Source organism: Streptomyces daghestanicus (assembly GCF_020521275.1).
GTDB classification, from domain to species: domain Bacteria; phylum Actinomycetota; class Actinomycetes; order Streptomycetales; family Streptomycetaceae; genus Streptomyces; species Streptomyces griseoviridis.
The window spans coordinates 414,154-439,926 of record NZ_BNDX01000010.1; the positions used below are offsets into that span (position 1 = coordinate 414,154).

At 73.8% G+C, this 25,773-nt stretch carries 20 protein-coding genes; 13 read left to right on the forward strand and 7 right to left on the reverse strand.

What is annotated here, in order from left to right; genetic code table 11:
• Positions 1–205: 205 nt before the first annotated feature.
• The 9 genes from Sdagh_RS20915 to Sdagh_RS20955 all read left to right on the forward strand — a co-directional run bounded on the left by Sdagh_RS20915 (position 206) and on the right by Sdagh_RS20955 (position 10,042).
• The gene (locus Sdagh_RS20915; RefSeq protein WP_189417011.1) at positions 206–1,048 is read left to right on the forward strand and encodes a hypothetical protein; all 843 of its coding nucleotides are present in this window, start codon (positions 206–208) and stop codon (positions 1,046–1,048) included.
• A gap of 115 nt (positions 1,049–1,163) precedes the next feature.
• Positions 1,164–1,910: a YcnI family copper-binding membrane protein gene (locus Sdagh_RS20920; protein WP_189417009.1), complete on the forward strand. Its 747-nt coding sequence runs from the start codon at positions 1,164–1,166 to the stop codon at positions 1,908–1,910.
• Positions 1,911–2,019: 109 nt separating this feature from the next.
• Complete coding sequence (locus tag Sdagh_RS20925; protein WP_189417006.1) at positions 2,020–2,676, forward strand: SCO family protein; 657 nt, start codon at positions 2,020–2,022, stop codon at positions 2,674–2,676.
• The gene (locus Sdagh_RS20930) at positions 2,673–3,146 is read left to right on the forward strand and encodes a copper chaperone PCu(A)C (RefSeq protein ID WP_190010104.1); all 474 of its coding nucleotides are present in this window, start codon (positions 2,673–2,675) and stop codon (positions 3,144–3,146) included. The genes Sdagh_RS20925 and Sdagh_RS20930 overlap by 4 nt, the downstream gene beginning before the upstream one ends.
• A gap of 13 nt (positions 3,147–3,159) precedes the next feature.
• Entirely contained in the window at positions 3,160–5,130 is a 1,971-nt protein-coding gene (locus Sdagh_RS20935; RefSeq protein WP_190076906.1) for a copper resistance CopC/CopD family protein, read from the forward strand.
• An 8-nt stretch (positions 5,131–5,138) separates the two neighbouring features.
• Positions 5,139–6,443, forward strand: a complete 1,305-nt coding sequence (gene efeB / locus Sdagh_RS20940; protein WP_190076907.1) for an iron uptake transporter deferrochelatase/peroxidase subunit — start codon at positions 5,139–5,141, stop codon at positions 6,441–6,443.
• A gap of 61 nt (positions 6,444–6,504) precedes the next feature.
• The gene (pheA, locus tag Sdagh_RS20945) at positions 6,505–7,440 is read left to right on the forward strand and encodes a prephenate dehydratase (RefSeq protein WP_189416996.1); all 936 of its coding nucleotides are present in this window, start codon (positions 6,505–6,507) and stop codon (positions 7,438–7,440) included.
• A gap of 494 nt (positions 7,441–7,934) precedes the next feature.
• Complete coding sequence (gene serS / locus Sdagh_RS20950) at positions 7,935–9,212, forward strand: serine--tRNA ligase (RefSeq protein WP_189416992.1); 1,278 nt, start codon at positions 7,935–7,937, stop codon at positions 9,210–9,212.
• Positions 9,209–10,042, forward strand: a complete 834-nt coding sequence (locus Sdagh_RS20955) for an HAD family hydrolase (protein WP_190076908.1) — start codon at positions 9,209–9,211, stop codon at positions 10,040–10,042. The genes serS and Sdagh_RS20955 overlap by 4 nt, the downstream gene beginning before the upstream one ends.
• A gap of 419 nt (positions 10,043–10,461) precedes the next feature.
• Here Sdagh_RS20955 and Sdagh_RS20960 read toward each other — a convergent pair whose 3' ends face one another.
• Genes Sdagh_RS20960 through Sdagh_RS20975 form a run of 4 tightly spaced genes read right to left on the reverse strand, consistent with a single transcriptional unit; the run spans position 10,462 to position 13,974 of the window.
• Positions 10,462–11,181 (reverse strand): ABC transporter permease subunit, encoded by a 720-nt coding sequence (locus Sdagh_RS20960; protein WP_189416987.1) that lies wholly within the window; start codon positions 11,179–11,181, stop codon positions 10,462–10,464.
• Between the two features lie 9 nt (positions 11,182–11,190).
• Entirely contained in the window at positions 11,191–12,102 is a 912-nt protein-coding gene (locus tag Sdagh_RS20965; protein WP_189416984.1) for an ABC transporter ATP-binding protein, read from the reverse strand.
• Positions 12,099–13,007 (reverse strand): ABC transporter permease, encoded by a 909-nt coding sequence (locus Sdagh_RS20970; RefSeq protein WP_189416982.1) that lies wholly within the window; start codon positions 13,005–13,007, stop codon positions 12,099–12,101. Before Sdagh_RS20970 ends, Sdagh_RS20965 begins: the two co-directional genes overlap by 4 nt.
• Positions 12,997–13,974, reverse strand: a complete 978-nt coding sequence (locus Sdagh_RS20975; RefSeq protein WP_190076909.1) for an ABC transporter ATP-binding protein — start codon at positions 13,972–13,974, stop codon at positions 12,997–12,999. The genes Sdagh_RS20970 and Sdagh_RS20975 overlap by 11 nt, the downstream gene beginning before the upstream one ends.
• A 335-nt stretch (positions 13,975–14,309) precedes the next feature.
• Between Sdagh_RS20975 and Sdagh_RS20980 the strand changes: the two genes are divergently transcribed.
• The 4 genes from Sdagh_RS20980 (at position 14,310) to Sdagh_RS20995 (ending at position 18,949) form a co-directional block, all read left to right on the forward strand.
• Positions 14,310–16,082 (forward strand): SDR family oxidoreductase, encoded by a 1,773-nt coding sequence (locus tag Sdagh_RS20980; protein ID WP_229879769.1) that lies wholly within the window; start codon positions 14,310–14,312, stop codon positions 16,080–16,082.
• 119 nt (positions 16,083–16,201) lie between these two features.
• Positions 16,202–16,765: an RNA 2'-phosphotransferase gene (locus tag Sdagh_RS20985; protein ID WP_189416976.1), complete on the forward strand. Its 564-nt coding sequence runs from the start codon at positions 16,202–16,204 to the stop codon at positions 16,763–16,765.
• Between the two features lie 295 nt (positions 16,766–17,060).
• On the forward strand, positions 17,061–17,963 hold the full coding sequence (locus tag Sdagh_RS20990) for an LLM class flavin-dependent oxidoreductase (protein WP_190076911.1): 903 nt from the start codon (positions 17,061–17,063) through the stop codon (positions 17,961–17,963).
• A gap of 116 nt (positions 17,964–18,079) precedes the next feature.
• On the forward strand, positions 18,080–18,949 hold the full coding sequence (locus tag Sdagh_RS20995) for a Cof-type HAD-IIB family hydrolase (protein ID WP_226535486.1): 870 nt from the start codon (positions 18,080–18,082) through the stop codon (positions 18,947–18,949).
• 36 nt (positions 18,950–18,985) lie between these two features.
• Here the strand turns inward: Sdagh_RS20995 and Sdagh_RS21000 are convergent, their stop codons facing one another.
• From Sdagh_RS21000 to cydD, 3 genes are all read right to left on the reverse strand, one after another.
• Positions 18,986–20,029, reverse strand: coding sequence for a M23 family metallopeptidase (locus Sdagh_RS21000; protein WP_190076912.1), 1,044 nt, complete (start codon positions 20,027–20,029; stop codon positions 18,986–18,988).
• 134 nt (positions 20,030–20,163) lie between these two features.
• Positions 20,164–21,984 carry a GAF domain-containing protein gene (locus tag Sdagh_RS21005; protein ID WP_190076913.1) on the reverse strand — a complete coding sequence of 607 codons (1,821 nt, stop codon included), beginning with the start codon at positions 21,982–21,984 and terminating at the stop codon, positions 20,164–20,166.
• A 101-nt stretch (positions 21,985–22,085) separates the two neighbouring features.
• Positions 22,086–25,703 carry a thiol reductant ABC exporter subunit CydD gene (cydD, locus tag Sdagh_RS21010; protein WP_190076940.1) on the reverse strand — a complete coding sequence of 1,206 codons (3,618 nt, stop codon included), beginning with the start codon at positions 25,701–25,703 and terminating at the stop codon, positions 22,086–22,088.
• Between the last annotated feature and the right edge of the window lie 70 nt (positions 25,704–25,773).

Genomic DNA, 25,773 nt, shown 5'->3' on the forward strand with positions numbered 1-25,773 from the left:
CGTTACGTATTGCCCGGCGTGCCGGGCCGTAAGCGCGGGGTTGACATCAGACCGCCCATACGGCGGATGCGCCCCGGCGGGCGCCGGTGTAAGAGCGGGTTTCACCGGCCGGACACCACCTGCCGGACCGTGACCTTCCGGTCGTACGGCATCTTGTGGACCTGCCGTACCGCGCGGGTGGGTCCAGTGGGATGATGAGCCCGCCATGACTGCCCCCCACCCGCCTTCGGCACGCTCCGGGAACGACCTCCGGATACTGCGGGCCGCGGTGTTCGCCGCGGTCTGCGTCGTGCTGGCCGGCGCGGGGCACAGCCTCGCCTCCTGTGCCGGCGTCCCGCTGTGGTCGCTGGGGGCCGGGTTCCTCGGGGCGGTCCTGGTCGCCGTGCCGCTCGCCGGGCGGGAGCGGTCGCTGCCCGGGATCGCGGCGCTGCTCGCGGTCGGGCAGACGGCGCTGCACGCGCTGTTCGGGCTGGGGCAGCACGGTGCCACCACCCCGGCCGCCACCGCCACGGCCCCGGCGACCGACGCCTCGCTGGTGCAGCAGGCGGCCCGGCTGGTGTGCGGGACCACCGCGGCGGCGCTCGACCCGGCGCGGGCGCAGCGCATCCTCAGCGACGCGCGCCTGACGCCGGAGGCCGGCGCGGGGACCGCCGTACACGGCGCGGCGCACCATTCGGCGGACGCCCTGGCCGGTGATCCCGGGTCGCTCGTCTCGCTGCTGCCGTCCCTGCCGATGCTGCTGGGCCACGTCCTGGCCGCCCTGGCCGCGGGCTGGCTGCTGCGCCGCGGGGACCTCGCCCTCGCCCGGCTCGTCGACCTGTCGGCGCACTCCGCGCACCTCGTCGGTGAGGGCGCGCTGGTGCGCTCCCTGCGAGCGGCGCTCTCCCTGGTGCACGCCCTGTGCGCCGGGCTGCCGAGCGCGCCGGACGAGGCCGCGCGCCTGCCGCGTACGGCCCTGCTCGCCGTGCCGCGCCCCCGTACCACCGCGCTCCAGCACACGGTGATCCGGCGGGGACCGCCGCGCGCCGCGTTCGTTCTCGCCGCCTGACACGACGCGACCGCCGCTCCGCCCGCCGGTGGAGGGGGGACGCCGTCGTGCGGCACGCGCGCGTGCGCGCTCGTTCCTTCCCTCACCGGACACCACCAGAAGCGGAGTGCCCTTCATGAAGGCTTCCCGTATCGCCGCCGCCGGCACCGTCGCCGGCGCCACCGTCCTCGTCCTGTCCGCGCCCGCCTTCGCGCACGTCTCCGTGCAGCCGGAGGGCGAGGCCGCCCAGGGCGGTTACGCGGTCGTCGACTTCAAGGTCCCCAACGAGCGGGACAACGCCTCCACCACCAAGCTGGAGGTCACCCTGCCCACCGACCACCCGCTGGCCTCGGTGATGCCGCAGCCGGTCCAGGGCTGGGAGATCAAGACGACCAGGAGCACCCTGGACAAGCCGATCGAGTCGCACGGCGAGAAGCTCACCGAGGCCGTCACCAAGGTGACGTGGACCGCGACGGGCGACGGCATCGAGCCCGGCTACTTCCAGAAGTTCCCGGTCTCCCTCGGGGCCCTGCCCGAGGACACCGACCAGCTCGTGTTCAAGGCGGTCCAGACGTACTCCAACAAGGAGGTCGTCCGCTGGATCGAGGTGCCGCAGGAGGGGCAGGAGGAGCCCGACACCCCGGCGCCGGTGCTCGAACTGGCCGCCGCCGACGGCTCCGGCACCCACGACGCGGCCGCCTCCTCCGGCAGCGAGGCCGACGACACCGAGGCCGCGGCGCGGACCACCGAGGCCGCCGGTGACGACTCCGGCGGTTCCACCGACACCACCGCCCGCGTCCTGGGCATCGTCGGCATCGTGGTCGGCGCGGCGGGCGTGGCCTACGGCGTGCTCGCCGGCCGCCGGCGCGGCAGCACCGCCTGAGGCGCGTGACCGCCCCCTGAGGGCACCGTACGTCCGGTGCGCGCCGGGGAGCCGTGACCCACGGCCCCCGGTGCGCGCCGGAGCACCGACAACTGGGACATTTTTCGCTATGCGCAAGAAGACGTTCGCCGCGGCCGCTCTGCTCGCCGCCGCATCCCTCACCCTGTCCGCCTGCGGCGGCGGTGACGACTCCGCCGGCTCACCCGTCACCATGGTCTCCGAGGACTCCTCCTCGCAGCGGGCCGCCACCGTCCTCGACCAGCCGTTCGAGAAGCCGGACCTGGTGCTCACCGACACCGCGGGCAAGACGTACGACCTCCGCGAGGAGACGGCCGGCAGGCCGACCCTGGTCTACTTCGGCTACACCAACTGCCCCGACGTCTGCCCGCTGACGATGAACAACATCGCCGTGGCCAAGAAGCAGCTCCCCCGGGCCGAACAGGACGCCCTGCGCGTCGTGTTCGTCACCACCGACCCCGAGCGGGACACCCCGAAGGCCCTCGGCACGTGGCTCAAGGGCATCGACCCGCAGGTCGTCGGGCTGACCGGCGACTTCGACACCATCCAGGCCGGCGCCCGCTCTCTCGGCATCTCCATCGAGCCGCCCACCAAGGACAAGAACGGCGAGGTCGTCTCCACCCACGGCACCCAGGTCATCGCCTTCTCCCCCAAGACCGACGCCGGATACGTGCTCTACGGCGAGGACGCCACGGTGGACGACTACACCAAGGACCTCCCCAAGCTCGTCAAGGGAGAGAAGCCGTGAGGCACCGCCCCGTCCTGGGCGCGTCGGTGCTGGCCGGCGCGCTCGCCCTCGCCGGGTGCGGGGCCGGGGACTCCCCCGCCGACCTCTCCGTCGGCACCGCGTACATGCCGCAGCCGGTCTCCGCCACCATGGCGGCCGGCTTCCTGACCATCACCAACGACGGCGGCACCGGCGACGAACTGACCTCCGTCACCAGCGACGCCGGTGAGGTCACCGTGCACGAGACCGTCGACGGGGCCATGCGCCAGGTCGACCGCCTCCCGATCCCGGCGCACGGCGAACTCGCCCTGGAGAGCGGCGGCAACCACCTGATGTTCGAGAAGCTGAAGCGGCAGCCGAAGCAGGGCCAGACGCTCTCCGTCGAGCTGCACTTCGCCGACTCCGACCCCGTCACCGTCGAGATGCCGGTCAAGCCCGCCACGTACCGGCCCGGCGGCGGCTCGGCGCACTCCGGACACACCGGCAACTGAGGGAGGGACCACCTTGACGCGGACCACCGCCCCCCGTGCGCGGACACTGGTGCTGCTGTTCCTGGCCGCGGTCGGCGCGCTGCTCGCCACCGCCGCCCCGGCCTCCGCACACGCCGCGCTGACCGGCAGCGACCCCCGGCAGGGGGCGGTGGTCGGGCAGGCACCGGCCCGGGTGTCCCTGACCTTCTCCGAGTCCGTCTCCCTGGACGACGACTCCCTGCGCGTCCTCGACCCCAAGGGCAGGCGCGTCGAGGACGGCGCGCCCGTGAACCTGAGCGGCACCACCTACGGCGTCGCCCTGCACTCCGGCCTCCCGGACGGCACCTACACCGTCACCTACCAGGTCGTCTCCGCCGACAGCCACCCGGTCTCCGGCGCCTTCACCTTCTCCATCGGCGCCCCCTCAAAGACCTCGGTGACGGCCGCGGGCCAGGGCTCCGGCGACGGTCCCGTCGGCCTGCTCTACGGTCTCGGCCGCTACGTCGCCTACGCCGGGTTCGCCGTCCTGGTCGGCGGCGCGGCCTTCGTCCTCGCCTGCTGGCCGCGCGGTTCGGGCGTCCGGGCCGTGCAGCGGCTGGTCGTCTCGGGCTGGCTCGCGCTCACCGCCGCCACCCTCGCCATGCTGCTGCTGCGCGGCTCCTACACCGGTTCCGGCACGGTCGCCGACGTCTTCGACCTGGAGCTGCTCGGGCAGGTCCTGCAGACCAAGACGGGCGCGGCCCTGGTCTCCCGGCTGCTGCTGCTCGCCGCGGCGGCCCTGTTCGTCGCCGTGCTCTTCGGCGCGTACGACAAGCGCGAGGACGCGGAGCGGCGGGACCTGACCTTCGGTCTCGCCGTCGGCGGAGCCGTCGTCGCCGCCGGGCTCGCCGCGACCTGGGCGATGGCCGAGCACGCCTCGGTCGGCCTCCAGCCCGGTATCGCCATGCCCGCCGACGTCGTCCACCTGCTGGCCGTCGCCGCATGGCTCGGCGGACTCGCCGCCCTGCTCGTCGCCCTCGCCAAGGCGCCCGCCGACACCCCGGTCGGCGCCGGCGCCGTACGCCGGTTCTCGCGCGTCGCCTTCGGCAGCGTGCTCGCCCTGGTGGTGACCGGCGGCTACCAGTCCTGGCGCCAGCTGGGTTCCTGGTCGGCGCTGACCGACACCCGCTACGGGCAGCTGCTGCTCGCCAAGATCGCGCTGGTGGCGGTCCTCCTCGGCACCGCCTTCTTCTCCCGGCGCTGGACGGCCCGGCTGGCCGAGACGGCACCCGCCGTGCCACGGCCCCGGAACCGGGAGCGGACCGCGGCTCCGGTGGCCAGGAGCGAGAGCAAGAGCAGCCCGTCGGGAGCGGGAGGGAGCAGGGACACCGGCACGGACGGTTCCAGGACCACCGGCGTGAAGGGTTCCACGGCCGCCGCCGGCGACCCCCGGCGCGCCGCCCAGCTCGCCCGGCAGCGGGCCGCCGTGGACGCCGCCCGGCAGAAGCGCGAGCGGGACGCCGACCCCCACCGCTCCGGCCTGCGCCGCTCCGTCCTGGCCGAGGCCGGGGTCGCCGTCGTGCTGCTCGCGGTGACCACCGTCCTGACCCAGACCGAGCCGGGCCGCACCGAGCAAGAGGCCCGGGCCGCCACCTCCGCCGCCGCCGACGCCGCGGCCGGCGCCGCCACGGTGACCCTGGACATGCCCTTCGACACCGGCGGCCAGGACGGCAAGGGCGTGGTCCGTGTCGAACTCGACCCTGCCCGCACCGGCGCCAACGACGTCCACGTCTATGTCGAGGACCCCGACGGCCGCGCCGTCGACATCCCCGAGGTGAAGCTCGCCCTCACCCTGGAGGCCAAGGACATCGGGCCGCTGCCCGTCGCCCCCGACCACATCACCACCGGACACTGGTCGGCGAGCGAGGTGCAGATTCCCATGGCCGGCGACTGGACGGTCGCCGCGACCGTGCGGACCTCCGACATCGACCAGGTGACCGTCTCCAAGAACGCGCAGATCGGCTGAACCGCACCATGGCTGACCAGTCCCTCCCGAAGGCCCGCACCCCCGCCGCCCCCGGCCTCCCGGACGCCGAGGACACCACCGCCCCGGCGGGCGTCTCCCGGCGCCGGCTGCTCACCACCGCCGGCGCCACCGGGCTCGTGCTCGGCGCCGCCGGCGGAGCCGTCGGGTACGCCGCCGCTCCCTCCGGGGCCACGCCGCTGGCCTCGCTGGGCGAGGAGCGGGTGCCGTTTCACGTGAAACACCAGCCCGGCATCACCACCCCCGCACAGGCCCGCGGTCATCTCGTCGCCTTCGACCTGACGGCGGGCGCCGGGCGCAAGGAGGCCGCCGCGCTGCTGCGCCGCTGGTCGGACACCGCCCGGCGGCTGATGGCGGGCGAACCCGCCGCCTCCGGTGACACGGACGTGGCCCGGGACGCCGGTCCCTCCTCGCTCACCGTCACCTTCGGGTTCGGGAACAGCTTCTTCGCCCGGACCGGGCTGGAGAAGCAGCGCCCGGTCTCCCTCGACCCGCTCCCCGACTTCTCCTCCGACCGCCTCGACAAGAACCGCAGCAACGGCGACCTGTGGGTGCAGATCGGCGCCAACGACGCCCTCGTCGCCTTCCACGCCCTGCGCGCGCTCCAGAAGGACGCCGGCTCGGCCGCCCGGGTCCGCTGGCAGATGAACGGCTTCAACCGGTCGCCGGGCGCCACCGCCCACCCCATGACCGTCCGCAACCTCATGGGCCAGGTCGACGGAACCCGCAACCCCAAGCCCACCGAGTCCGACTTCGACCGGCGGATCTGGGTGCCGGAGTCCGGCGGGAGCGATCCCGCCTGGATGGCGAACGGCTCCTACGTCGTCGTACGCCGCATCCGCATGCTCCTCGACGACTGGGAGGAGCTGTCGGCCAGGGAGCAGGAGGCCGTCATCGGGCGGCGCAAGTCCGACGGGGCGCCGCTGTCCGCGCTGTCAGGGGGCGGCGAGACCACCGAGATGGACCTGGAGAAGACGGACGCGGACGGGAACCTCCTCGTCCCGATCAACGCCCACGCCCGGATCACCCGCCCCGACCAGAACGGCGGCGCGGCCATGCTCCGCCGGCCCTTCTCGTACCACGACGGCTTCGACGCGGACGGGGTCCCGGACGCCGGGCTGCTGTTCATCTGCTGGCAGGCCGACCCGCTGCGCGGTTTCGTGCCGGTGCAGCGCAAGCTGGACCGCGGGGACGCCCTGTCGGCGTTCGTCCGGCACGAGGCGAGCGGCCTGTTCGCGGTGCCGGGCGGCGCGGCGGAGGGGGAGTACGTGGGACAGCGGCTGCTGGAGGGCTGAACCGGGTGAGGCCCGCGCGATCGGCTCACCGGGCCGCCGCGGGGCGCATTAGGGTGAGGCCATGCCAGCCAGTTACGCGTATCTCGGCCCCGAAGGCACCTTCACCGAAGTCGCCCTGCGCACCCTCCCGGAGGCGGCGACCCGCGAATTGGCCCCGTACGTCTCCGTGCAGTCCGCGCTCGACGCGGTGCGCGTCGGCGAGGCCGAGGCCGCGTTCGTGCCGATCGAGAACTCCGTCGAGGGCGGCATCACCACCACCCTCGACGAGCTGGTCGCCGGCCAGCCGCTGATGATCTACCGCGAGGTGCTGCTGTCGATCACCTTCGCGCTGCTGGTCCGTCCCGGCACCACGCTGTCGGACATCAAGACGGTCACCGCCCACCCGGCCGCCCAGCCGCAGGTACGGAACTGGCTCAAGGCCCACCTGCCGGAGGCCGTCTGGGAGTCCGCCGCCTCCAACGCGGACGGCGCCCGGCTGGTCCAGGAGGGCCGCTACGACGCCGCCTTCGCCGGTGAGTTCGCCGCGGCCCGGTACGGCCTGGAGGCGCTGGAGACCGGCATCCACGACTCGCCGCACAACGCGCAGACCCGGTTCGTGCTGGTCGGCCGCCCCGCCCGGCCGGCCGCGCGGACCGGAGCCGACAAGACCTCCGTCGTGCTGTGGCAGCGCGACGACCACCCCGGCACGCTGCGCGACCTGCTGGGCGAGTTCGCGACCCGGGGCATCAACCTGATGCTGCTCCAGTCCCGGCCCACCGGCGCCGGCATCGGCCACTACTGCTTCTGCGTCGACGCCGAGGGGCACATCTCCGACCGGCGGATGGCCGAGGCCCTGATGGGGCTGAAGCGGATCTGCCTCCAGGTGCGGTACCTCGGCTCGTACCCGCGCGCGGACGCGGACACGGCGGAGCTGGGCGGACGGTTCCCGGGGACGTCGGACGAGGAGTTCGTGGCGGCCGCGGAGTGGGTCGCCCGGTGCCAGGACGGCCGGTTCTGACGGTCGTACGGGCCGATCTTAGTTATCCACAGGAGTTATCCACAGGTCCGCTTCTCGACCTGGGGACAAGTCGACAACGAAACACCATTCAGTCGACAAATCCCCCTACGGACCCCTTCTCGTCCACAGAGCCGCAGATCACCTCTCGTCCACCTGTTTCTTGCCCGTCATCCTCCGGAGTGACCCGTTTCCACTCGAAAGTGAGCCCGGAGCGGGTTTAGGACGGGATTCATTCATCCCGGATGCCCGAATAGGAATGATCGACTCCGGAGTCCACAGATCTTTCGCACAGCCTGTGGATAACTTTTCCGGGCTGGGGATATCTGTGGACGGCGGTACCCCCAAGTCCCCTGCCGCGCAAGGGAATCCGGTCAATCGTCCGCCGGTCGCCGACCCGTTCCGGCGAAACGGGCACTCTTTCTTGACCGGTCGCCGGTCCGGCCCGCGCAATACGGAGTCGAACCCGGTCACCGGTCACCGGTAGCCTTGGCCGTGTGATTGACCTTCGTCTGCTCCGTGAGGACCCCGACCGTGTGCGCGCCTCCCAGCGTGCCCGTGGAGAGGATGTCGCGCTCGTCGACTCCCTCCTCTCCGCCGACGAGCGGCGCAGGTCGTCCGGCGTCCGCTTCGACGAGCTGCGCAACGAGCAGAAGGGGCTCGGCAAGCTCATCGGCAAGGCCACCGGTGACGAGAAGGCCGAGCTGCTGCAGCGCGCGAGCCGGCTCGCCGCCGACGTCAAGGCCGCCGACGCCGAGCGCGAGGCCGCCGACGCCGAGACCCAGGAACTGCTCCTCAAGCTCGGCAACCTGGTCCACCCCGAGGTCCCCGTGGGCGGCGAGGAGGACTTCGTCACGCTGGAGACGCACGGCACCCACCGCGACTTCGCCGCCGAGGGCTTCGAGCCCCGGGACCACCTGGAGCTGGGCCAGCTCCTCGGCGCCATCGACGTCGAGCGCGGCGCCAAGGTCTCCGGCTCCCGCTTCTACTTCCTGACCGGCGTCGGCGCCCTGCTGGAGCTGGCCCTGGTCAACGCGGCGATCGCGCAGGCCACCGCGGCCGGCTTCATCCCGATGCTGACCCCGGCGCTGGTCCGCCCCCAGTCGATGGCCGGCACCGGCTTCCTCGGCCAGGCCGCGCAGGACGTCTACCACCTCGACAAGGACGACCTGTACCTGGTCGGCACCTCCGAGGTGCCGCTCGCCGCGTACCACATGGACGAGATCATCGAGGCCGAGCGGCTGCCGCTGCGCTACGCCGGCTTCTCGCCCTGCTTCCGCCGCGAGGCCGGCTCGCACGGCAAGGACACCCGGGGCATCTTCCGCGTCCACCAGTTCGACAAGGTCGAGATGTTCTCCTACGTCCTCCCCGAGGACGCGCAGGCCGAGCACCAGCGCCTGCTGGAGTGGGAGAAGCAGTGGCTGACCTCGCTGGAGCTGCCGTTCCGCGTCATCGACGTGGCCTCCGCGGACCTCGGCGCCTCCGCGGCCCGCAAGTTCGACTGCGAGGCGTGGATCCCGACGCAGGGCAAGTACCGCGAGCTGACCTCGACCTCGGACTGCACCGAGTTCCAGTCCCGGCGGCTGTCGATCCGGGTCCGCGAGGACAAGAAGGTGCGCCCGCTGGCGACGCTGAACGGCACGCTGTGCGCCGTACCGCGCACGATCGTGGCGATCCTGGAGAACCACCAGCAGGCCGACGGCTCGGTCCGCGTGCCCGAGGTGCTGCGCCCCTACCTGGGCGGCCGGGAAGTCCTGGAGCCGGTGACCAGGTGAGCGACGTCGCCTCCGGCCCGGACGCCGCGGGCTTCCCGTACCGCCTGGTCGCGACCGATCTGGACGGCACGCTGCTGCGCACCGACGACACGGTCTCGGCCCGTACCCGGGACGCGCTCGCCGCGGTCACCGCGGCGGGCGCCGCCCACATCGTGGTCACCGGCCGCGCGGTCCCGTGGACCCGGCACGTCCTGGACGACCTCGGGTACGACGGGCTGGCGGTCTGCGGGCAGGGCGCGCAGGTGTACCACGCCGGGGAGCACCGGCTGCTCACCTCGGTGACGCTGGACCGGCAGCTGGCCGGGGTGGCGCTGGCGAAGATCGAGGCGGAGACCGGACCGCTGTACCTGGCGGCGAGCCGCGACGGGCTGGACGGCGAGGTGCTGGTCGGCCCCGGTTACGAGGTCGGGGGCAAGCTCCCGGCGATGCCGTTCACCGACGCCCAGGACCTGTGGTCGGCTCCGCTGAACAAGATCTACATCCAGCATCCGACGCTGACCGACGACGAACTGGCCGAGGTGGCCCGGCGGACGGCGGGCGGTTTCGTCACCGTCGTCATGGCGGGCGCCGGGGTGGTCGAGCTGCTGCCGCTGGGACTGTCCAAGGCGACGGGGCTGTCGCTGGCGGCACGCCGGCTGAAGCTGCGGGCGGCGGACACGATCGCCTTCGGGGACATGCCCAACGACCTGCCGATGTTCGCCTGGGCGGCGCGGGGCGTGGCGATGGCCAACGCCCACGCGGAGCTGAAGGCGGTGGCGGACGAGGTGACGTCGTCGAACGACGAGGACGGCATCGCGGTGGTGCTGGAACGGCTGCTCGGCGAGAGCTGAGCCGTCGGCGGAGGACGCACGGATCGAGACGTGCGCGGGCAGTCCGGGCCCGACCGCGGCTCGCCCCGGGTCTTTCGACGACTCGGGGGGGCGAGCCGGTGCCTCACCGGTCGGCCGATCCTCCGGGTGGGCGGTCCACGCGGGCGCCGCGCGCACCGCGTGCTCGAAGCGACCGCCCCGGGCGGCTTCCCGCGCACGGCGGGCTCGACGGACGGTGGTTGCTGCTCCGGAACCCGCCGCGGGCCGCCCTGTCCGGAGCCGGCCGATCTGTCGTACCTGGACATCGCCCCGTTCCTCTCCCGGTCCGGGGCGCCCCCGCAGGGGTGCGGCGGCTCGGACATGGCACAGGTGTGCGGGAACGGGCGGGCCGGGCGCCGCCGATCGGATCGGGCACCCGGCCGCTCCTGTCCGCCGTCGGCTCACTCCTCCCCGGCGAGGGTCAGCGTCCGCAGTTTCTGGCCCGCGTACCAGGTGGCGAGCACGGTCACCAGGACCAGCAGGACCGTCGCGGTGGTCAGGCCGACGTCGGAGGTGACGAGGTCGCCGCCGGCGATGTCCTGGGCGACCGCGAGCGACCACTGCTGGACGCTGAGGGTGCGGGCGCCGGGCACCAGGGTGCCGAAGAGGGCCTCCCAGACCAGGGCGTAGACCAGGCCGAACACCACCGCGTGCCGGGAGACCGTGCCGAGCAGCAGGAAGAGCGCGGCGTACGCGATGGAGGCGACCAGCGCGGCGACCGTGTAGGCGACGGCGACCTGCTGGCCGTTGCCGTTGAGGATCAGGCCGGCGAGCAGGGTGGGCAGCGCGGAGAAGACCATCGTCACGGCGATGGCGACGGTCAGCTTGGTGAAGATGATCGTCGGTCGCTTGACGGGCTTGGACAGCAGGTACACCACCGAGCCGTCGTCGATCTCCGGGCCGATGGCGCCGGTGCCGGCGATGACGCCGATGATCGGCACCATGGTGGCGAGCGCGAAACCGCCGAGGACGTCCGCCGCGGTCTGGTCGTCGGCGCCGGTGAGGGCGCGGACCGCGACGGCGATGACGAGCAGCAGCAGGGGCAGGGCGCCCAGGATGAGGGCCCGGCGGCGGCCGAGCAGGGCCCGGTAGGTGAGCCGGGCGACTGTGGGGTCGTACATGCTGGCCTCCTACGCCGCGACGAGGTACGAGAAGACGGACTCGAGGGACTCGTCGGACGGCGAGACCGTGAGCAGCCGGATGCCGTGGTCCCGGGCGACCTTGGGCAGCAGGGCGGTGAAGCGGGCGAAGTCGACGGCCTGGACGCGCAGCGCGCCCTCGGCGTGGTCGACCTCGATGCCGGAGGTCGACGGGTCGGCGATCAGCGCGGCGGCGAGCGCCCGGTCGTCGCTGGAGCGGACCAGGTAGCGGTGCGGGCGGTCGGTCATCAGGCGGCGGATGCGGCGGAAGTCACCGCTCGCGGCGTGCCGTCCGGCGACGATGACCTCGATGTGCCAGGCGAGCTGTTCGACCTCTTCGAGGATGTGCGAGGAGAACAGCACGGTGCGGCCCTCGTCACCCATGCGCCGCAGCAGGTCCATCAGCTGCATGCGCTGGCGGGGGTCCATTCCGTTGAAGGGCTCGTCCAGGAGGAGGAGCGAGGGGTCGTGCACGAGGGCGCTCGCCATTTTCACGCGCTGGCGCATGCCCTTGGAGTACGTGGCGATCTTGCGGTCCTGCGCGTACTCCATCTCCACGGTGGCCAGGGCGCGCTGGGCGGCCTTGGCGCCGAGCCCGTGGAGTTCGGCGTTGGCGACGACGAATTCCTTGCCGGTGAGGAAGTCGTACATCGCCTCGCGTTCGGGGACGATGCCGATGTGCCGGTAGATGTCCTCGTTGCGCCAGACCGGCTGTCCGTCGAGGGTGACGGTGCCGGTGGAGGGGGCGAGGAAGCCGCCCATCATGTTGATGAGGGTGGACTTGCCGGCTCCGTTGGGGCCGAGGAGGCCGGTGACGCCGGGGCCGATGGTCATGGTGATGTCGTTGACGGCGACCACGTTGCCGAACCAGCGGGAGACGTGGTCGATGCTCAGGGTGGTCACAGGCCCACCTTCTTGTAGCGGCGGATCAGGAGGCCGTGGGCGCCGGCGATCAGGCCGAGGGTGACGAGGAGGTAGACGACGCCCTGCCCGGTGCCGGGGCCGTGGCCGCCGGGGAAGGCGGAGGTGGCGCCGAGGAAGGCGGACTGCACTCCGTCGATGAGGGTGATCGGGGAGAACAGGCCGATCCAGGCGATGGCGCCGGTGCTGTCCTGGACGTCGGCGATGGCCTGGAGCGTGGAGACCGCGCCGTAGGTGATGGTCAGGACGGCGATGACGGCGGCGATGCCGAAGCCGCGGCGCGGGGTGACGGAGGCGATGACCAGGCCGATGCCGGCGAAGAGCAGCGAGAGCAGTGCCACGGAGACGAGTCCCTGAGCGAACCCTGCCGTCTGGTCCGCGAAGTCGAGTTCGGCGAGCAGGGCGCCCGCGTAGAGGACGATCAGCGGCGCGGCGGTCAGGAGGAACAGCGCCGAGGCCAGCGCCGCGTACTTGGCGCGGACGTAGTCGGAGGTTTCGATCGGCCGTGAGAAGTAGAGCGGCACGGTCTTGAAGCGCAGGTCACGGGAGACCGACTGGGGCGCCTGGGAGGCGATGTACAGGCTGATGACCGCCTGGAGGACGATCGCGTACCGCGTGTACTCCAGGGGCAGTTCCTTGGACTTGGTGACGACGGCGACGGCGACCATGATCCCGGCGGGCAGGCACATGACGACGAACAGCAGCATCGGCAGCACCTTGGCCTTGGCCGAACGGCCGAGGCCGTAGGCACCGCGCAGGGACTGCGAGTAGAGGGAGCGGCGGGCGTAGGCGCGGCCGAGGCGGGGGCCGTCGTAGGCGCGGTAGCCGATGTTGTGGATGCGGGTCTGGTCGCCTGTGACGGCGGCTGTGGGCTGCTCAGTTGCCATGGCCGACCGCCTCCTTCCGCTGCGCGTCGTCGCTGTCCTTGAAGACCTCCGCTATGTGGTGCCGGCGCTGCTCCATGCGGACCAGGCCGAGGCCGAGGCCGGCGATCACGTCGCGGATCACGTCGTAGGTCTCCTCGCCGGTGGCGGTGAGCAGCAGGACGTGGCCGGCGCCGGGCAGTCCGCTGCCGTCCTCGACGGTGATCCCGCGCGCGTGGAGCGCGTCGCGCACCGCGCGGGTGCCCTCGGGGTGCTCGTCGGTGTCGGTGACCTCGACGGCGAGGGTGGTGGTGGACTGCGTGAAGTCGGTGGTGGAGCTGGCGCGCAGCAGTGTGCCGCCGTCCACGACGACGACGTGGTCGCAGGTGCGTTCCAGTTCGCCCAGCAGGTGGGAGGTGACCAGCACCGAGATGCCGAAGTCGGTGTGGATGCGGCGGATCAGGCCGAGCATCTCGTCGCGGCCGACCGGGTCGAGGCCGTTGGTCGGCTCGTCGAGGAAGACGAGCTGGGGGTCGTGGACGAGGGCCTGCGCGAGCTTGACGCGCTGCTTCATGCCGGTGGAGTAGCCGCCGATGGGGCGGTAGCGCTCCTCGTAGAGGCCGACGTGGCGCAGGGTGTCCGCGGTGCGCTCACGCGCGGCGGTGGGCGGCAGGCCGGACATGCGGGCCATGTGCACGACGAACTCGGTGGCCGAGACGTCGGGCGGCAGGCAGTCGTGCTCCGGCATGTAGCCGACCCGTTCCCGGATGGCGGCTCCCTTGGTGGCCACGTCGAGGCCGAGCACCTCGGCGCGCCCCTCGGTGGCGGGGGACAGACCCAGCAGGATCTTGATCAGGGTGGACTTGCCGGCGCCGTTGGCCCCGACGAGTCCGGTCACACCGGCTCCGATGTCCACGGACAGCCGGTCGAGCGCGGTCACCCGGGGGAACCGCTTGCTCAGGCTTTCGGTCGCGATCACAGTCACGTCCATGACAGTAATGACGGCCGCGGCACCGGTCGTCAGACCGCAGGTCCGTCTTGGCGTCCGACTCCAGGCGTACGGGACCTTAGGGGTACCCCTGCCTGAGGGCTACGACGGCCCGCCGGTTCGGGGCAACCCTGTTGACGGGTCGTCTAACAACTGGGAGATTCGGCGGCGGACGGGAGAACGGGCGGGTGGCGGACGGAGGAGACGTGGCGGATGTGACCGGCGGGACTGGTGGTACGGAGGGGACTGGCGGGGTCGGCGGAATCGATGGGGCCGACGGGGTCAGCGGTACCGGCGGTACCGATGGGGCGGGCTTCGAGGGTGCGCGGGTTCGCCGTGTGCGGAGCGGTGAGGTCGAGCTGTGCGTCGCCGAGCTGGGTGATCCGGCGCGGCCGACGGTCGTCCTCGTCCACGGCTATCCCGACAGCAAGGAGGTGTGGGCGCCGGTGGCCGCCCGCCTCGCCGACCGCTTCCACGTCGTCGCCTACGACGTCCGGGGCCACGGCCGGTCGACGGCTCCCCGGCCGCTGCGCGGCGGGTTCACCTTGGAGAAGCTGACGGACGACTTCCTGGCGGTCGCCGACGCGGTGAGCCCGGACCGGCCCGTCCACCTGGTGGGGCACGACTGGGGTTCGGTGCAGTCCTGGGAGTTCGTCACGGTCGAGCGCACCCGGGGGCGGATCGCGTCCTTCACCTCGATGTCGGGGCCGTCCCTGGACCACTTCGGGCACTGGATCGACGGCCGGCTGCGGCGGCCGACCCCGCGCCGGGCCGGCCAGCTCCTCCGCCAGGGCGCCAAGTCCTGGTACATCTGCCTGCTGCACACGCCGGTCCTGCCGGAGCTGGCCTGGCGCGGCCCGCTGGGCAAGCGCTGGCCGGGCATCCTCCGCCGCATGGAGAAGCTGCCCGCCGGTTCCTCCGCCGGCTACCCCACCGCGTCCCTGCCCGGTGACGCGGCGCACGGCGCCTGGCTCTACCGGGACAACGTACGGCCCCGGCTGCGCCGACCGCGCCCCGACGCGTACGCCCACGCGCCCGTCCAGCTCATCACCCCCGTGCACGACGCGTTCCTGTCCGAGGCGCTCTACGACGGTCTGGAGCGGTGGGTGCCGGACCTGACCCGGCGCACCCTGCCCGCCCGGCACTGGATTCCGCGGACCCGGCCGGACCTGCTGGCGGTGTGGATCACGGACTTCGCCCTGGGGGTGGAGGGCGAGCGGCACGACGGGCCTGCGGAGGTTCAGGAGACGGCGCCCCCGGGGCACGCCCGGGAGGAGTCGCCCTGGGGTCACCGCTTCGGAGGGCAGCTCGTCCTGGTCACCGGGGCGGGCGGCGGCATCGGACGGGCCACGGCGCTGGCGTTCGCGCGGGCCGGGGCGCGGGTGATCGCCGTCGACCGGGACGGCCCGGCCGCGCGGCGCACCGCCGAACGGGCCCGGCTGACCGGCGCGCCGGCGGCCTGGGCCGAGACCGCCGACGTCTCCGACGAACGGGCGATGGAGGAACTCGCCGGCCAGGTCACCGCCGCCTACGGCGTGGTGGACGTCCTGGTGAACAACGCCGGCATCGGTCTGTCGGGCTCCTTCTTCGACACCACGCCGCAGGACTGGCGGGACGTCCTCGGCGTCAACCTGTGGGGCGTGATCCACGGCTGCCGGCTGTTCGGCCGGCACATGGCCGAGCGCGGCCAGGGCGGCCACATCGTCAACGTCGCCTCGGCGTCGGCCTACCAGCCCTCCCGGGCGCTGCCCGCGTACAGCACCTCCAAGGCGGCGGTGCTGATGCTGAGCGAGTGCCTCCGCGCCGAGCTGGCCGGTCGGGACATCGGCGTGACGGCGGTCTGCCCGGGGTTCGTGGACACGGGCATCACCTCGGCGGCGCGGTTCGCGGGCGCCGACGCGGCCGGACAGCGGCGGCGGCAGCGGCGCACGGCCCGGCTGTACGGGCTGCGGAACTACCCGCCGGAGAGGGTCGCCGACGCGATCCTGGATGCGGTGGCGCGGGACCGGGCCGTCGTCCCGGTCGCGGCGGAGGCGCGTGTCGCCCGGTTCCTGTCGCGCTTCGTCCCGGGGGCGGGACGCGCGCTCGCCCGGGTCGATCCCCCGGTGTGACGCGCCGGTTCTCCACAGACATCCCCAAGAGACCTGTGGATAACATCACTTGGCTGTGGACCAAACCTCCCGGGAGAAATCGATCGCGTGACGCGCGTCTCTTTCGGCACCCTGGTCGAATGAAGGAACGAAGTGAGAGGGGCGAGGACGAGAGACGCACCGTGAAGGTGTCGAAGTACCTCGCCAAGCATCTGCGTCACCAGCCGGAACGGATCGGGCTGACGCTGGACGAGGGCGGCTGGGTCGAGATCGACACCCTCCTCGCGGCGACCGCCGCCCATGGCTTCCGCATCGGCCGCGAGGAACTGGACCACGTGGTCGCCGCCAACGACAAGCAGCGCTTCGCGGTCGACGGCACCCGCATCCGCGCCAGCCAGGGACACAGCGTCGACGTCGACCTCGGCCTGCCCCCGGCGACCCCGCCGCCGCACCTGTACCACGGCACGGTCGCCCGCCACCTGGACGCCATCCGGGCCGAGGGACTGCGGCCGATGAACCGGCACGCGGTGCACCTCTCGGCCGACCGCGAGACCGCCACCCGGGTCGGTGCCCGGCGCGGCCGGCCGGTGGTCCTGGCGGTGGACGCCGCCGCCATGCACCGCGACGGCCACGTCTTCCGGATCAGCGCCAACGGCGTATGGCTGACCGAGGCGGTGCCGGCGCGCTATCTGCGGTTCGGGTAGCGCGCCGGCACCACGTGGTTGCTGTAGTGGCTCGGTGACCGCGTGGATTCCGTAGGGACACGGCGACTTCGGACGGCTTCCGTAGCGACACGGCGGCTTCGGACGGCTCCCGTAACGACACGGCGGCTTCGGGCGGCTCCCGTAGCGACACGGCGGCTTCTCGCGGCTTCCGTAACGACACGGCGGCTTCTCGCGGCTTCCGTAGCGGCGCGGCAACTGCGGGCGGTGCTCGTAGCGGCGCGGTGGCCGGGGGCTGTTTCACGTGAAACGGCGGACGCCGCTTAGGCTCGGTGCCATGAGTCTGCGCCTGAGCACCGTGATCCTCCCCCATCGCCGCTGGCACGAGGGCGGCCGCGCGGCCTGGACACGGGCGGAGCAGCTCGGTTTCCACGCCGCCTACACCTACGACCACCTCTCCTGGCGCAGCTTCCGCGACGGCCCGTGGTTCGGTGCCGTACCGACGCTGACCGCGGCCGCGGCGGCCACCGAGCGGATGCGGCTGGGCACCCTGGTGACGTCCCCCAACTTCCGGCACCCGGTGACGCTCGCCAAGGAACTGATCTCCCTCGACGACATCTCCGGCGGACGGATCACGCTGGGCATAGGGGCGGGCGGCACCGGCTTCGACGCCACCGCGCTCGGTCAGGAGCCCTGGACGCCGCGCGAGCGGGCCGACCGCTTCGCCGAGTTCCTCGCCCTGCTCGACCGGCTGCTGACCGAGGACACGGTGTCCTACGAGGGCGACTTCTACGCTGCGCACGAGGCGCGCACCATTCCGGGCTGTGTGCAGCGGCCCCGGCTGCCGTTCGCGGTGGCCGCGACCGGACCGCGCGGTCTGCGGCTCGCCGCCCGGTACGGACAGGCGTGGGTGACCACCGGCGACCCGAAGCTGTTCGAGAACGGCACGCCCGATCAGTCACTGCGCGCGCTGCGGACGCAGGCGGAGCGGCTGGCCGACGCCTGCGCCGAGATCGGCCGGGACGCGGGAGAACTCGACAAGGTGCTGCTCACCGGGTTCACGCCGGACCGCAACGAGCCGTTCCGTTCCCTGGACGCCTTCGTGGACTTCGCCGGGCGGCACCGGGAGGCGGGGTTCACCGAGATCGTCGTCCACTGGCCGATCCCGGGGTCGGACTTCGCGATCGACGAGAAGGTCTTCGAACGGATCGCGATGGAGGCGCTCGCCCAGTTGGGCTGAGCTTCACCGGGCGCCGGGCGGCGGGGCGGGGGCGGGGGCGGCACTCATGAGGGCCGTACCTCACAGATGTGCGGACTGCCGCACGCCCGTGCGGTCCCGTACGGGACAATGACCGGGTGACCTCAGCGACTCGACAGCCCCCGCCCCCGGCCGCCGCCGCTCGCCCCCGTCTGATCGCCACCGACCTCGACGGGACCCTGCTGCGCGACGACAAGACGGTCTCGCCCCGTACGGTGGCCGCGCTGGCCGCCGCCGAGGAGGCGGGCATCGAGGTCTTCTTCGTGACCGGCCGACCGGCCCGCTGGATGGACGTCGTCAGCAACCACGTCCACGGCCACGGCCTCGCCATCTGCGGCAACGGCGCCGCCGTGGTCGACCTGCACGGCGGTCCCGGCGCCCACCGGTTCGTGAAGGTGCGGGCGCTGGCCCGGGAGAACGCGCTGGACACCGTACGGCTGCTGCGCGAGGCGGCCCCCGGCACGGTGTACGCGGTGGAGCAGACGTACGGCTTCAACCAGGAGCCCGGTTATCCGAAGCTGCACCTGGAGGCCCCGGACGTCCTGCGGCCGGCCGAGGAACTGCTCGGCCCGGACGGTCCGGCACCGGACGAGCCGGTGCTCAAGATCCTCGCCTTCCACCCGGCCATCGAGCCGGACGCCTTCCTGACGCTGGCCCGCCTCGCCGTGGGCGACCGCGCCAACGTCACCCGGTCCAGCCCCAGCGCCCTGCTGGAGATCAGCGGCCCGGAGGTCTCCAAGGCCAGCACGCTCGCCCTGTGCTGTGCCGAGCGCGGCATCTCGCACGAGGAGGTCGTCGCCTTCGGGGACATGCCGAACGACGTGGAGATGCTCACCTGGGCGGGACAGTCGTACGCCATGGGCAACGCCCACCCGGACGCGGTCGCCGCCGCCTCGGGACGGACGGTCGCCAACAACGACGACGGGGTCGCCCGCGTCATCGAACATCTGCTGGAACGATTCTCCTGACCTTCGCGAGGGCTTCCCGGCGGGTCGTGGGACGGATCAGACGGTCACGCCCCGCAGGGCCAGCCAGGGCACCGGGTTCAGCGCCGATCCCGTCTCCGGGGTGATCCGCACCTCGAAGTGGAGGTGCGGGCCGGTGGAGTTGCCGGTGTTGCCCGACTGCCCGATCCACTGCCCGGCGGCGACGCGGTCACCCTGGCCGACGGCGACGGCGGCGAGATGCGCGTACTGCGTGTAGTAGCCGCCGGAGTGCCGGAGCACGACCTGGATGCCGAAGGCCCCGCCGCACGACACCTTCACCACGTGCCCGGCGCCGACCGCGCGCACCGGTGTGCCGACCGGCACCGCGAAGTCCTGCCCGGTGTGCCGGTTCGCCCAGCGCGATCCGCCGCTGCCGAAGGACGCGGACAGCTCGTACGCCTCCACCGGTGCCACCCAGTCCCGCTCCGCACGCGCGTCCGGCTGGTCGAGGCGGACGGCGCCCGGGCAGGACCCCGCGGCGGCCGGTGTCTCCGCCCGGTCCCGGAGTTTCGCCCGGGCCGCCGCCAGCTTGCGCTCGATGCTCCGCTTCAGGGTGGCCAGTTCCGCGTTGTGCCGGTCCAGTTCCCGCCGGGCCGCCTCCGCCCTCGCCTCGTCGGCGGCCAGCCGCGCCGCGGCCCGGCGGCTCCTGCCGATGGCGTCGCCCAGGGCGCGGCCGGCCCGCCGGATGGTGTGCCGGCCCCGCATCAGTTGCTCCGGGTCGTCCGCGAGGAGCATCCGCGCGGTGAGCGGAAGCCCGCCTCCTTCGCGGTACTGGGCACGGGCGATGCGGCCCAGTTCCTCGTGCAGGACGGTGATCTCCGCGCGCTGCCGGTCGAGCAGGGCCGCGTACCGCGCGGCTTCGGCCCGCCGGGCCTCCGCCTCCCGTCGCCCCTCCTCGTACCGCCGGGTCGCCGTGGCGGCGTCCTGGTAGAGCCGGGCGACCTCCGTGCCGGCCTCGCCGGCGGAGCCGCCGTCCCCCTCGGCGGTGGGGCGGGCCGCGAGGACGGCGAGCGCGCACAGCAGCACCGGAACGAGCAGCGGACGGCGGCGAGGTGAGCGCATGTCAGCGATCGTGGCCCCTGCGGGGCCGCCGGGTCATGTCCGGCTCGTACGGGCGGGGGATTCCGTTGCTGCACATGGGGGAGAGCGGCCCGCTTCGACGCGAGACCGAGGCTCGCCGGCCGCCCCGGCCGGATTCAGTACGGCGCCTCCCACACGACGGTCGTGCCGGCGCCGTCCGGCCCGATGCCCGGCCCGGTGCGGCTCGTCCCGCCGAGTGCCTGGGCCCGGCGTTCCAGGTTGTGCAGGCCGCTGCGCCGGCCGCCCTCGGGGAGGCCCACACCGTCGTCGGCGACGGTCAGCCGGACGCCGGGGCGGCCGTCCGGCAAGGTCACCGTCGCGTCGACGACGACCTCGGTCCGGGAGGCGTGGGCGTGCCGGTAGGCGTTGGAGAGCGCCTCGCGCAGGGCGGCGAGGAGATTGCGGCCGGTCGCCTCCCCGACCGCGCCGTCGACCGGGCCGACGAAGCGGTGCGCGGGGGTGTGGCCGAGGGGCGCGGCGGCCATGGTGATCTCCCGCAGGACCCGGGTGCGCAGCCGGGCCGGGGTCTCGGCGGGCCGGCGCAGCGCGAAGACCGCCGAGCGGATCTCCTGGATGGTGACGTCGAGTTCGGCCACGGCCTTGGCTACGCCGTCGCGTACCTCGGGCACGGCCGAGACGCGCTCGGCGTTCTCCAGCGTCATCCCGGTGGCGAACAGCCGCTGGATGACGAGGTCGTGCAGGTCCCGGGCGATGCGGTCGCGGTCCTCGTACACGGCCAGCCGCTCACGGTCCCGCTGCGCCTCGGCCATGACCAGCGCGAGCGCGGCCTGCGCGGCGAACCGGTCGGCGAGGACGCGCTCGGTCCGGGTGAACGGCCGCTCCCCCCGCGCACGGAGCAGGACCAGCCCGCCGAGGACCCGCCCGTCGCTGCGCAGCGGCAGCACCAGGGCGGGGCCGTAGGCGCGGGCCGGGCCGGTGAGCAGGCGCGGATCGGTGGCCGCGTCGGTCACGACCTCGGACCGGCCGGCGAGCAGACCGGCGACCAGCCCGCTGTCCGGCGCGAGCACCGTGCCGAGATCCTCGGCGGGCCGCCGCCCGGCGACGGCCGCGATCTCCATGCCGCCGCACGCGGCCGGCAGCAGCACGATGCCGGCGACCGCCCCGGAGAGCCGGCGGGCCTGTTCGGCGACCACCCGCAGGGAGTCGTCGGGGCCGGCGCCGGAGAGCAGGGCGGTGGTGACGGCGACCGATCCGTCGATCCAGCGCTCCCGCGCCCGCGCGGACGCGTGGAGCCGGGCGTTGCCGAGGGCGATGCCCGCCTCTACGGCGAGCACCCGGACCAGGGCGAGATCGTGGTCGTCGAACGCCCTGCCGTCGCGTTTGTCCGCCAGGTAGAGGGTGCCGGAGAACTCGCCCTGAACCCGTACGGGAACGCTGAGGACGCCGGGCGGGGGCGGCTCGTACGCTGCCGGGAGGCCGCCGGCGCGGAGGATGCCGGCCAGGTCGCGGGGGGCGCCGGTCGGGTCACCGGGCTCGTCGGTCGGGGCGCGGGAATCGCCGCCCAAGGCCCGGGAATCGCCGGCCAGGGCGCGGGAATCGCCGCCCAGGTCACGGGAACCGTCGGCCGGGTCGGGCGAGCGGGCCGGCCCGGGGGCGTCGGTCACGGTGCCCGGCGCCGTAGGGCGGTCCGGCGGGCTGCCCATCAGGCCGGCGGTCGCCGCGCCGGCGTCGTGGTGGACGAAGTCGGCGAGGCCCTCACCGTCCTCGGCCAGGACGCCCAGCGCCGCGTACCGCGCCCCGGCGAGGTCGGCGGCGGTCGCGCAGATCCGCTCCAGCGTGGCGTGCGGGTCCAGGCCGCTGCCGACGGACCGCATCGCCGCCAGCAGCTTGCGCACCCGCACCCGCAGCTCCACCGAGGCCCCCTCCCCGGACGGCCCGGGGCCGGAAGGCGGCGGGGGCGGCGGGGTACCGGACATGCACCGAGCCTAATGAGACCCTTTTGCCCAGGAAAGCCAGAGAACGTCCGGAAGCTCGCCCTGGGGGTGCCGTGCGGCCACCGGCTCCCCGCCCGGACCGCCTACCCCGCTACCAGCAGGTCCGCCGCCGCCTCCCGTTCGGCCATCGACCGCAGCGGCCCCGGCACCGCCCTCAGCTCCGCGAACGTCCCGCGCTGCGCGACCCGGCCCTCGTCGAGCACGATCACCTCGTCGACGGCCTCCAGACCGGCGAGCCGGTGGGTGATGAGCAGGGTCGTCCGGCCCTCGGTGGCGGCCAGCAGATCCGCGGTGAGCGCGTCCGCGGTCGGCAGGTCGAGGTGCTCGGCGGGCTCGTCGAGCACCAGCACGGGGAAGTCGGCGAGGAGCGCGCGGGCCAGGGCGAGGCGCTGCCGCTGACCACCGGACAGCCGGGCCCCGTGTTCCCCCACCAGGGTGTCGAGCCCGTCGGGCAGGCCGTCGGCCCATTCCAGCAGCCGGGCCCGCCGCAGGGCGTCGCGCAGTCGGTCCTCGGTGGCGTCCTTCCTGGCCAGCAGCAGGTTCTCCCGCACCGAACTGTCGAAGAGGTGGGCGTCCTGCGCGCACAGCCCGACGATCCGGCGCACGGCGTCGCCGGTCAGGGCGCGGGCGTCCACCCCGGCGAGGGTGTACGACCCCGCGCCCGGGTCCAGGAACCGCAGCAGCACCTGGGCGAGCGTCGTCTTGCCCGACCCGGACGTACCGACCACGGCGATCCGGCGCCCCTCGGCCAGGGTCAGGTCCAGTCCGGTCAGGGCCTCCCGGTACTGCCCGGGGTGACGGGCGGCGAGCCCCTTGACGACGATCGGGAACGGCGACGCCGGGACCTGCCGGGGCCGCTCCGGGTCCCGTACGGGCTCCGGGGCGTCGAGCACCTCGTACACGCGCTCGGCGCCGCGGCGGACCCGCTGCCGGTACTGCACGGCGAGCGGCAGGCCGAGGACGGCCTCGAAGGCGGCCAGCGGGGTGAGCGCGACCACGGCCATGGCCACCCCGGAGAGCCGGCCGTCGGCGACCGCCTGGGCACCGACGGACGAGGCCGCCGCGACGGTCAGGCCGGAGATCAGGGCCGTGAGCCCGTCACCGAGCGCGGTGGCGGTGGCCGTCCGCGAGGCGATCCGGGTCAGCGCGGAGTCGGCCCGGCGCGCGTCGGCGGCGCGTGCGGGCAGGGCACCGGCCACGGTCAGTTCGGCGGTGCCGGTGAGCAGATCGGTCACCCGGGTGGCGAGCGCGCCGCGGGCGGGGGCCAGCCTGCGCTCGGCCCGGCGCGCCACGGCACCGGTGAGCAGCGGCACACCGAGGCCCGCGGCGAGCAGCCCGGCGGCGAGCACGGCACCGGCCTCCGGTAGCAGCCAGGCCGTGAAGCCGGCGGACGCGGCGGAGACGACCGCCGCGGCCCCGGCCGGCAGCAGCCAGCGCAGCCAGTAGTCCTGGACCGCGTCGACGTCGGCGACCAGCCTGGACAGCAGGTCGCCGCGGCGGCTGCGGCGCAGCCCGGCGGGCGCGATCCGCTCCAGCCGCCGGTAGACGGCGACCCGGGTGTCGGCGAGCATCCGCAGCACGGCGTCGTGCGACACGAGCCGCTCGGCGTAGCGGAAGACGGACCTGCCGATGCCGAAGGCGCGGGTCGCCGTGACGGCCACCATCAGGTACAGCACCGGCGGCTGCTGCGAGGCCCGGGAGATGAGCCACCCGGAGGTGGCCATCAGACCGACGGCACTGCCCAGCGCCAGGCTGCCGAGCAGCAGGGCGAGCGCGAGCCGCCCACGCCGCGGGGCGGACATCGCCCGCACCCGGCCGAGCACCCCGCCACGGCCCCGGGCGTCCCTCGCGGCGGAGGCGACGGAGGCGGAGGCGGAGGCGACGGAGGCCGGAACGCCCGGCGCGTCCTCCTCGGCCACGGCGGCTGCGGGGCCACCCGCCGCCCCGGCGACCGGTCCGTCCACGGGCAGGCGGGCCCCCGCACCGGGGACGGCGGCCTCCGACTCGGCCGGTGACGGCATCCGGCCGGCCGCCCCCGGCTCAGCCGGCCGTACCCGATCTCCGGTCCCCGGCTCGGGCAACCGCACCACCCGGTCGGCCACCTCTAGCAGCGCCGGGCGGTGCACCACGAGCAGCACGGTCCGCCCCTGCGCGAGCCGCCGTACCGCCGCCACGACCTCCGCCTCGGTCGCCCCGTCCAGCGCCGCGGTCGGCTCGTCCAGCAGCAGCACGCGCCGGTCCGCGAGGAACGCCCTGGCCAGCGCGAGTCGTTGCCGCTGCCCGGCGGACAGCCCGGCACCGTCCTCACCGAGCACCGTCTCCGCACCCTCGGGCAGCGCGTCGACGAAGGCCAGCGCCCCGGCGTCGCGCAGCGCCCGGCGTACGGCGGTGTCGTCCGCGCCGGGCCGGGCCAGCCGTACGTTCTCGGCGATCGTCGTGGCGTACAGGTGCGGTCGCTGCGGCACCCAGGCGACCCGTGCGTGCCACTGCTCCGGGTCCAGGCCGGCGAGATCGGCTCCCCCGACCGTCACCCGGCCCTCGTCCGGCCGTACGAAGCCCAGCAGCACATCGAGCAGCGTCGACTTGCCGGCCCCGCTCGGACCGACGAGGGCGACCGTCTCACCGGGCTCCACGGTGAAGCTCACGTCCGACACGGCGTCCGCCGACCGACCCGGGGGGCGGACGGTCACTCCCTCGAAGGCCAGCGCGCCGGTCGCGGGCACGGCACCGGTCCCCGGGCGCCGGGCCGGGGTCTCCAGGACGGTGAAGATCTCCTCGGCCGCGGCGAGCCCCTCGGCCGCCGCGTGGTACTGCGCCCCGACCTGCCGCAGCGGCAGATACGCCTCCGGCGCCAGCACCAGCACGACCAGACCGTCGTACAGGTTCATGTCGCCGTGGACGAGGCGCATGCCGATGGTGACGGCGACCAGGGCGACCGAGAGCGTGCTGAGCAGTTCCAGGGCGAAGGAGGACAGGAAGGCGATCCGCAGGGTCCGCAGGGTCGCCTGGCGGTAGTCGTCGGTGATCCGCCGGATCGACTCGGCCTGGGCCTTGGCCCGGCCGAAGACCTTGAGCGTCGGCAGTCCCGCCACCACGTCCAGGAAGTGCCCGGACAGCCGGGACAGCAGCCGCCACTGCCGGTCCATCCGGGACTGCGTGACCCAGCCGATCAGGGCCATGAAGACCGGGATGAGCGGAAGGGTGACGACGATGATGGCCGCCGACACCCAGTCCTCGGTGACGATCCGGACCAGCACCGCGACCGGTACGACGACGGCGAGGCCCAACTGCGGCAGATAGCGGGAGAAGTAGTCGTCGAGGGCGTCGACCCCGCGGGTGGCCAGGGTCACCAGCGACCCGGTGCGCTGTCCGGTGAGCCAGCCGGGGCCGAGGGTGGCCGCCCGGTCCAGCAGCCGGCCGCGCAGCTCCGACTTCACCGCCGCGCTCGCCCGGTGCGCGGCCAGTTCGGTGAGCCACCCCACCAGGCCCCGGCCACCGGCGACGGCCACCAACAGCAGCAGGGGAGTGCGGAGTCCGGTGGCCGTCAGGCCGTCCTGGAAGGCGCCCACCACGATCTCGGCGATGAGCATGGCCTGGGCGATGACCAGCCCCGCGCCGACGGCGCCCAGGCCGACGACGGCCATGAGGAAGAGCCGGGTGGTGCGGGCGTACCGCAGCAGTCGTGGATCGATGGGTTTCACGTGGAACATGCCCTCCCGTCCCGAGGGTGCGTTTCACGTGAAACACGCGGAGTGAGCGTGCTCCGTGAAC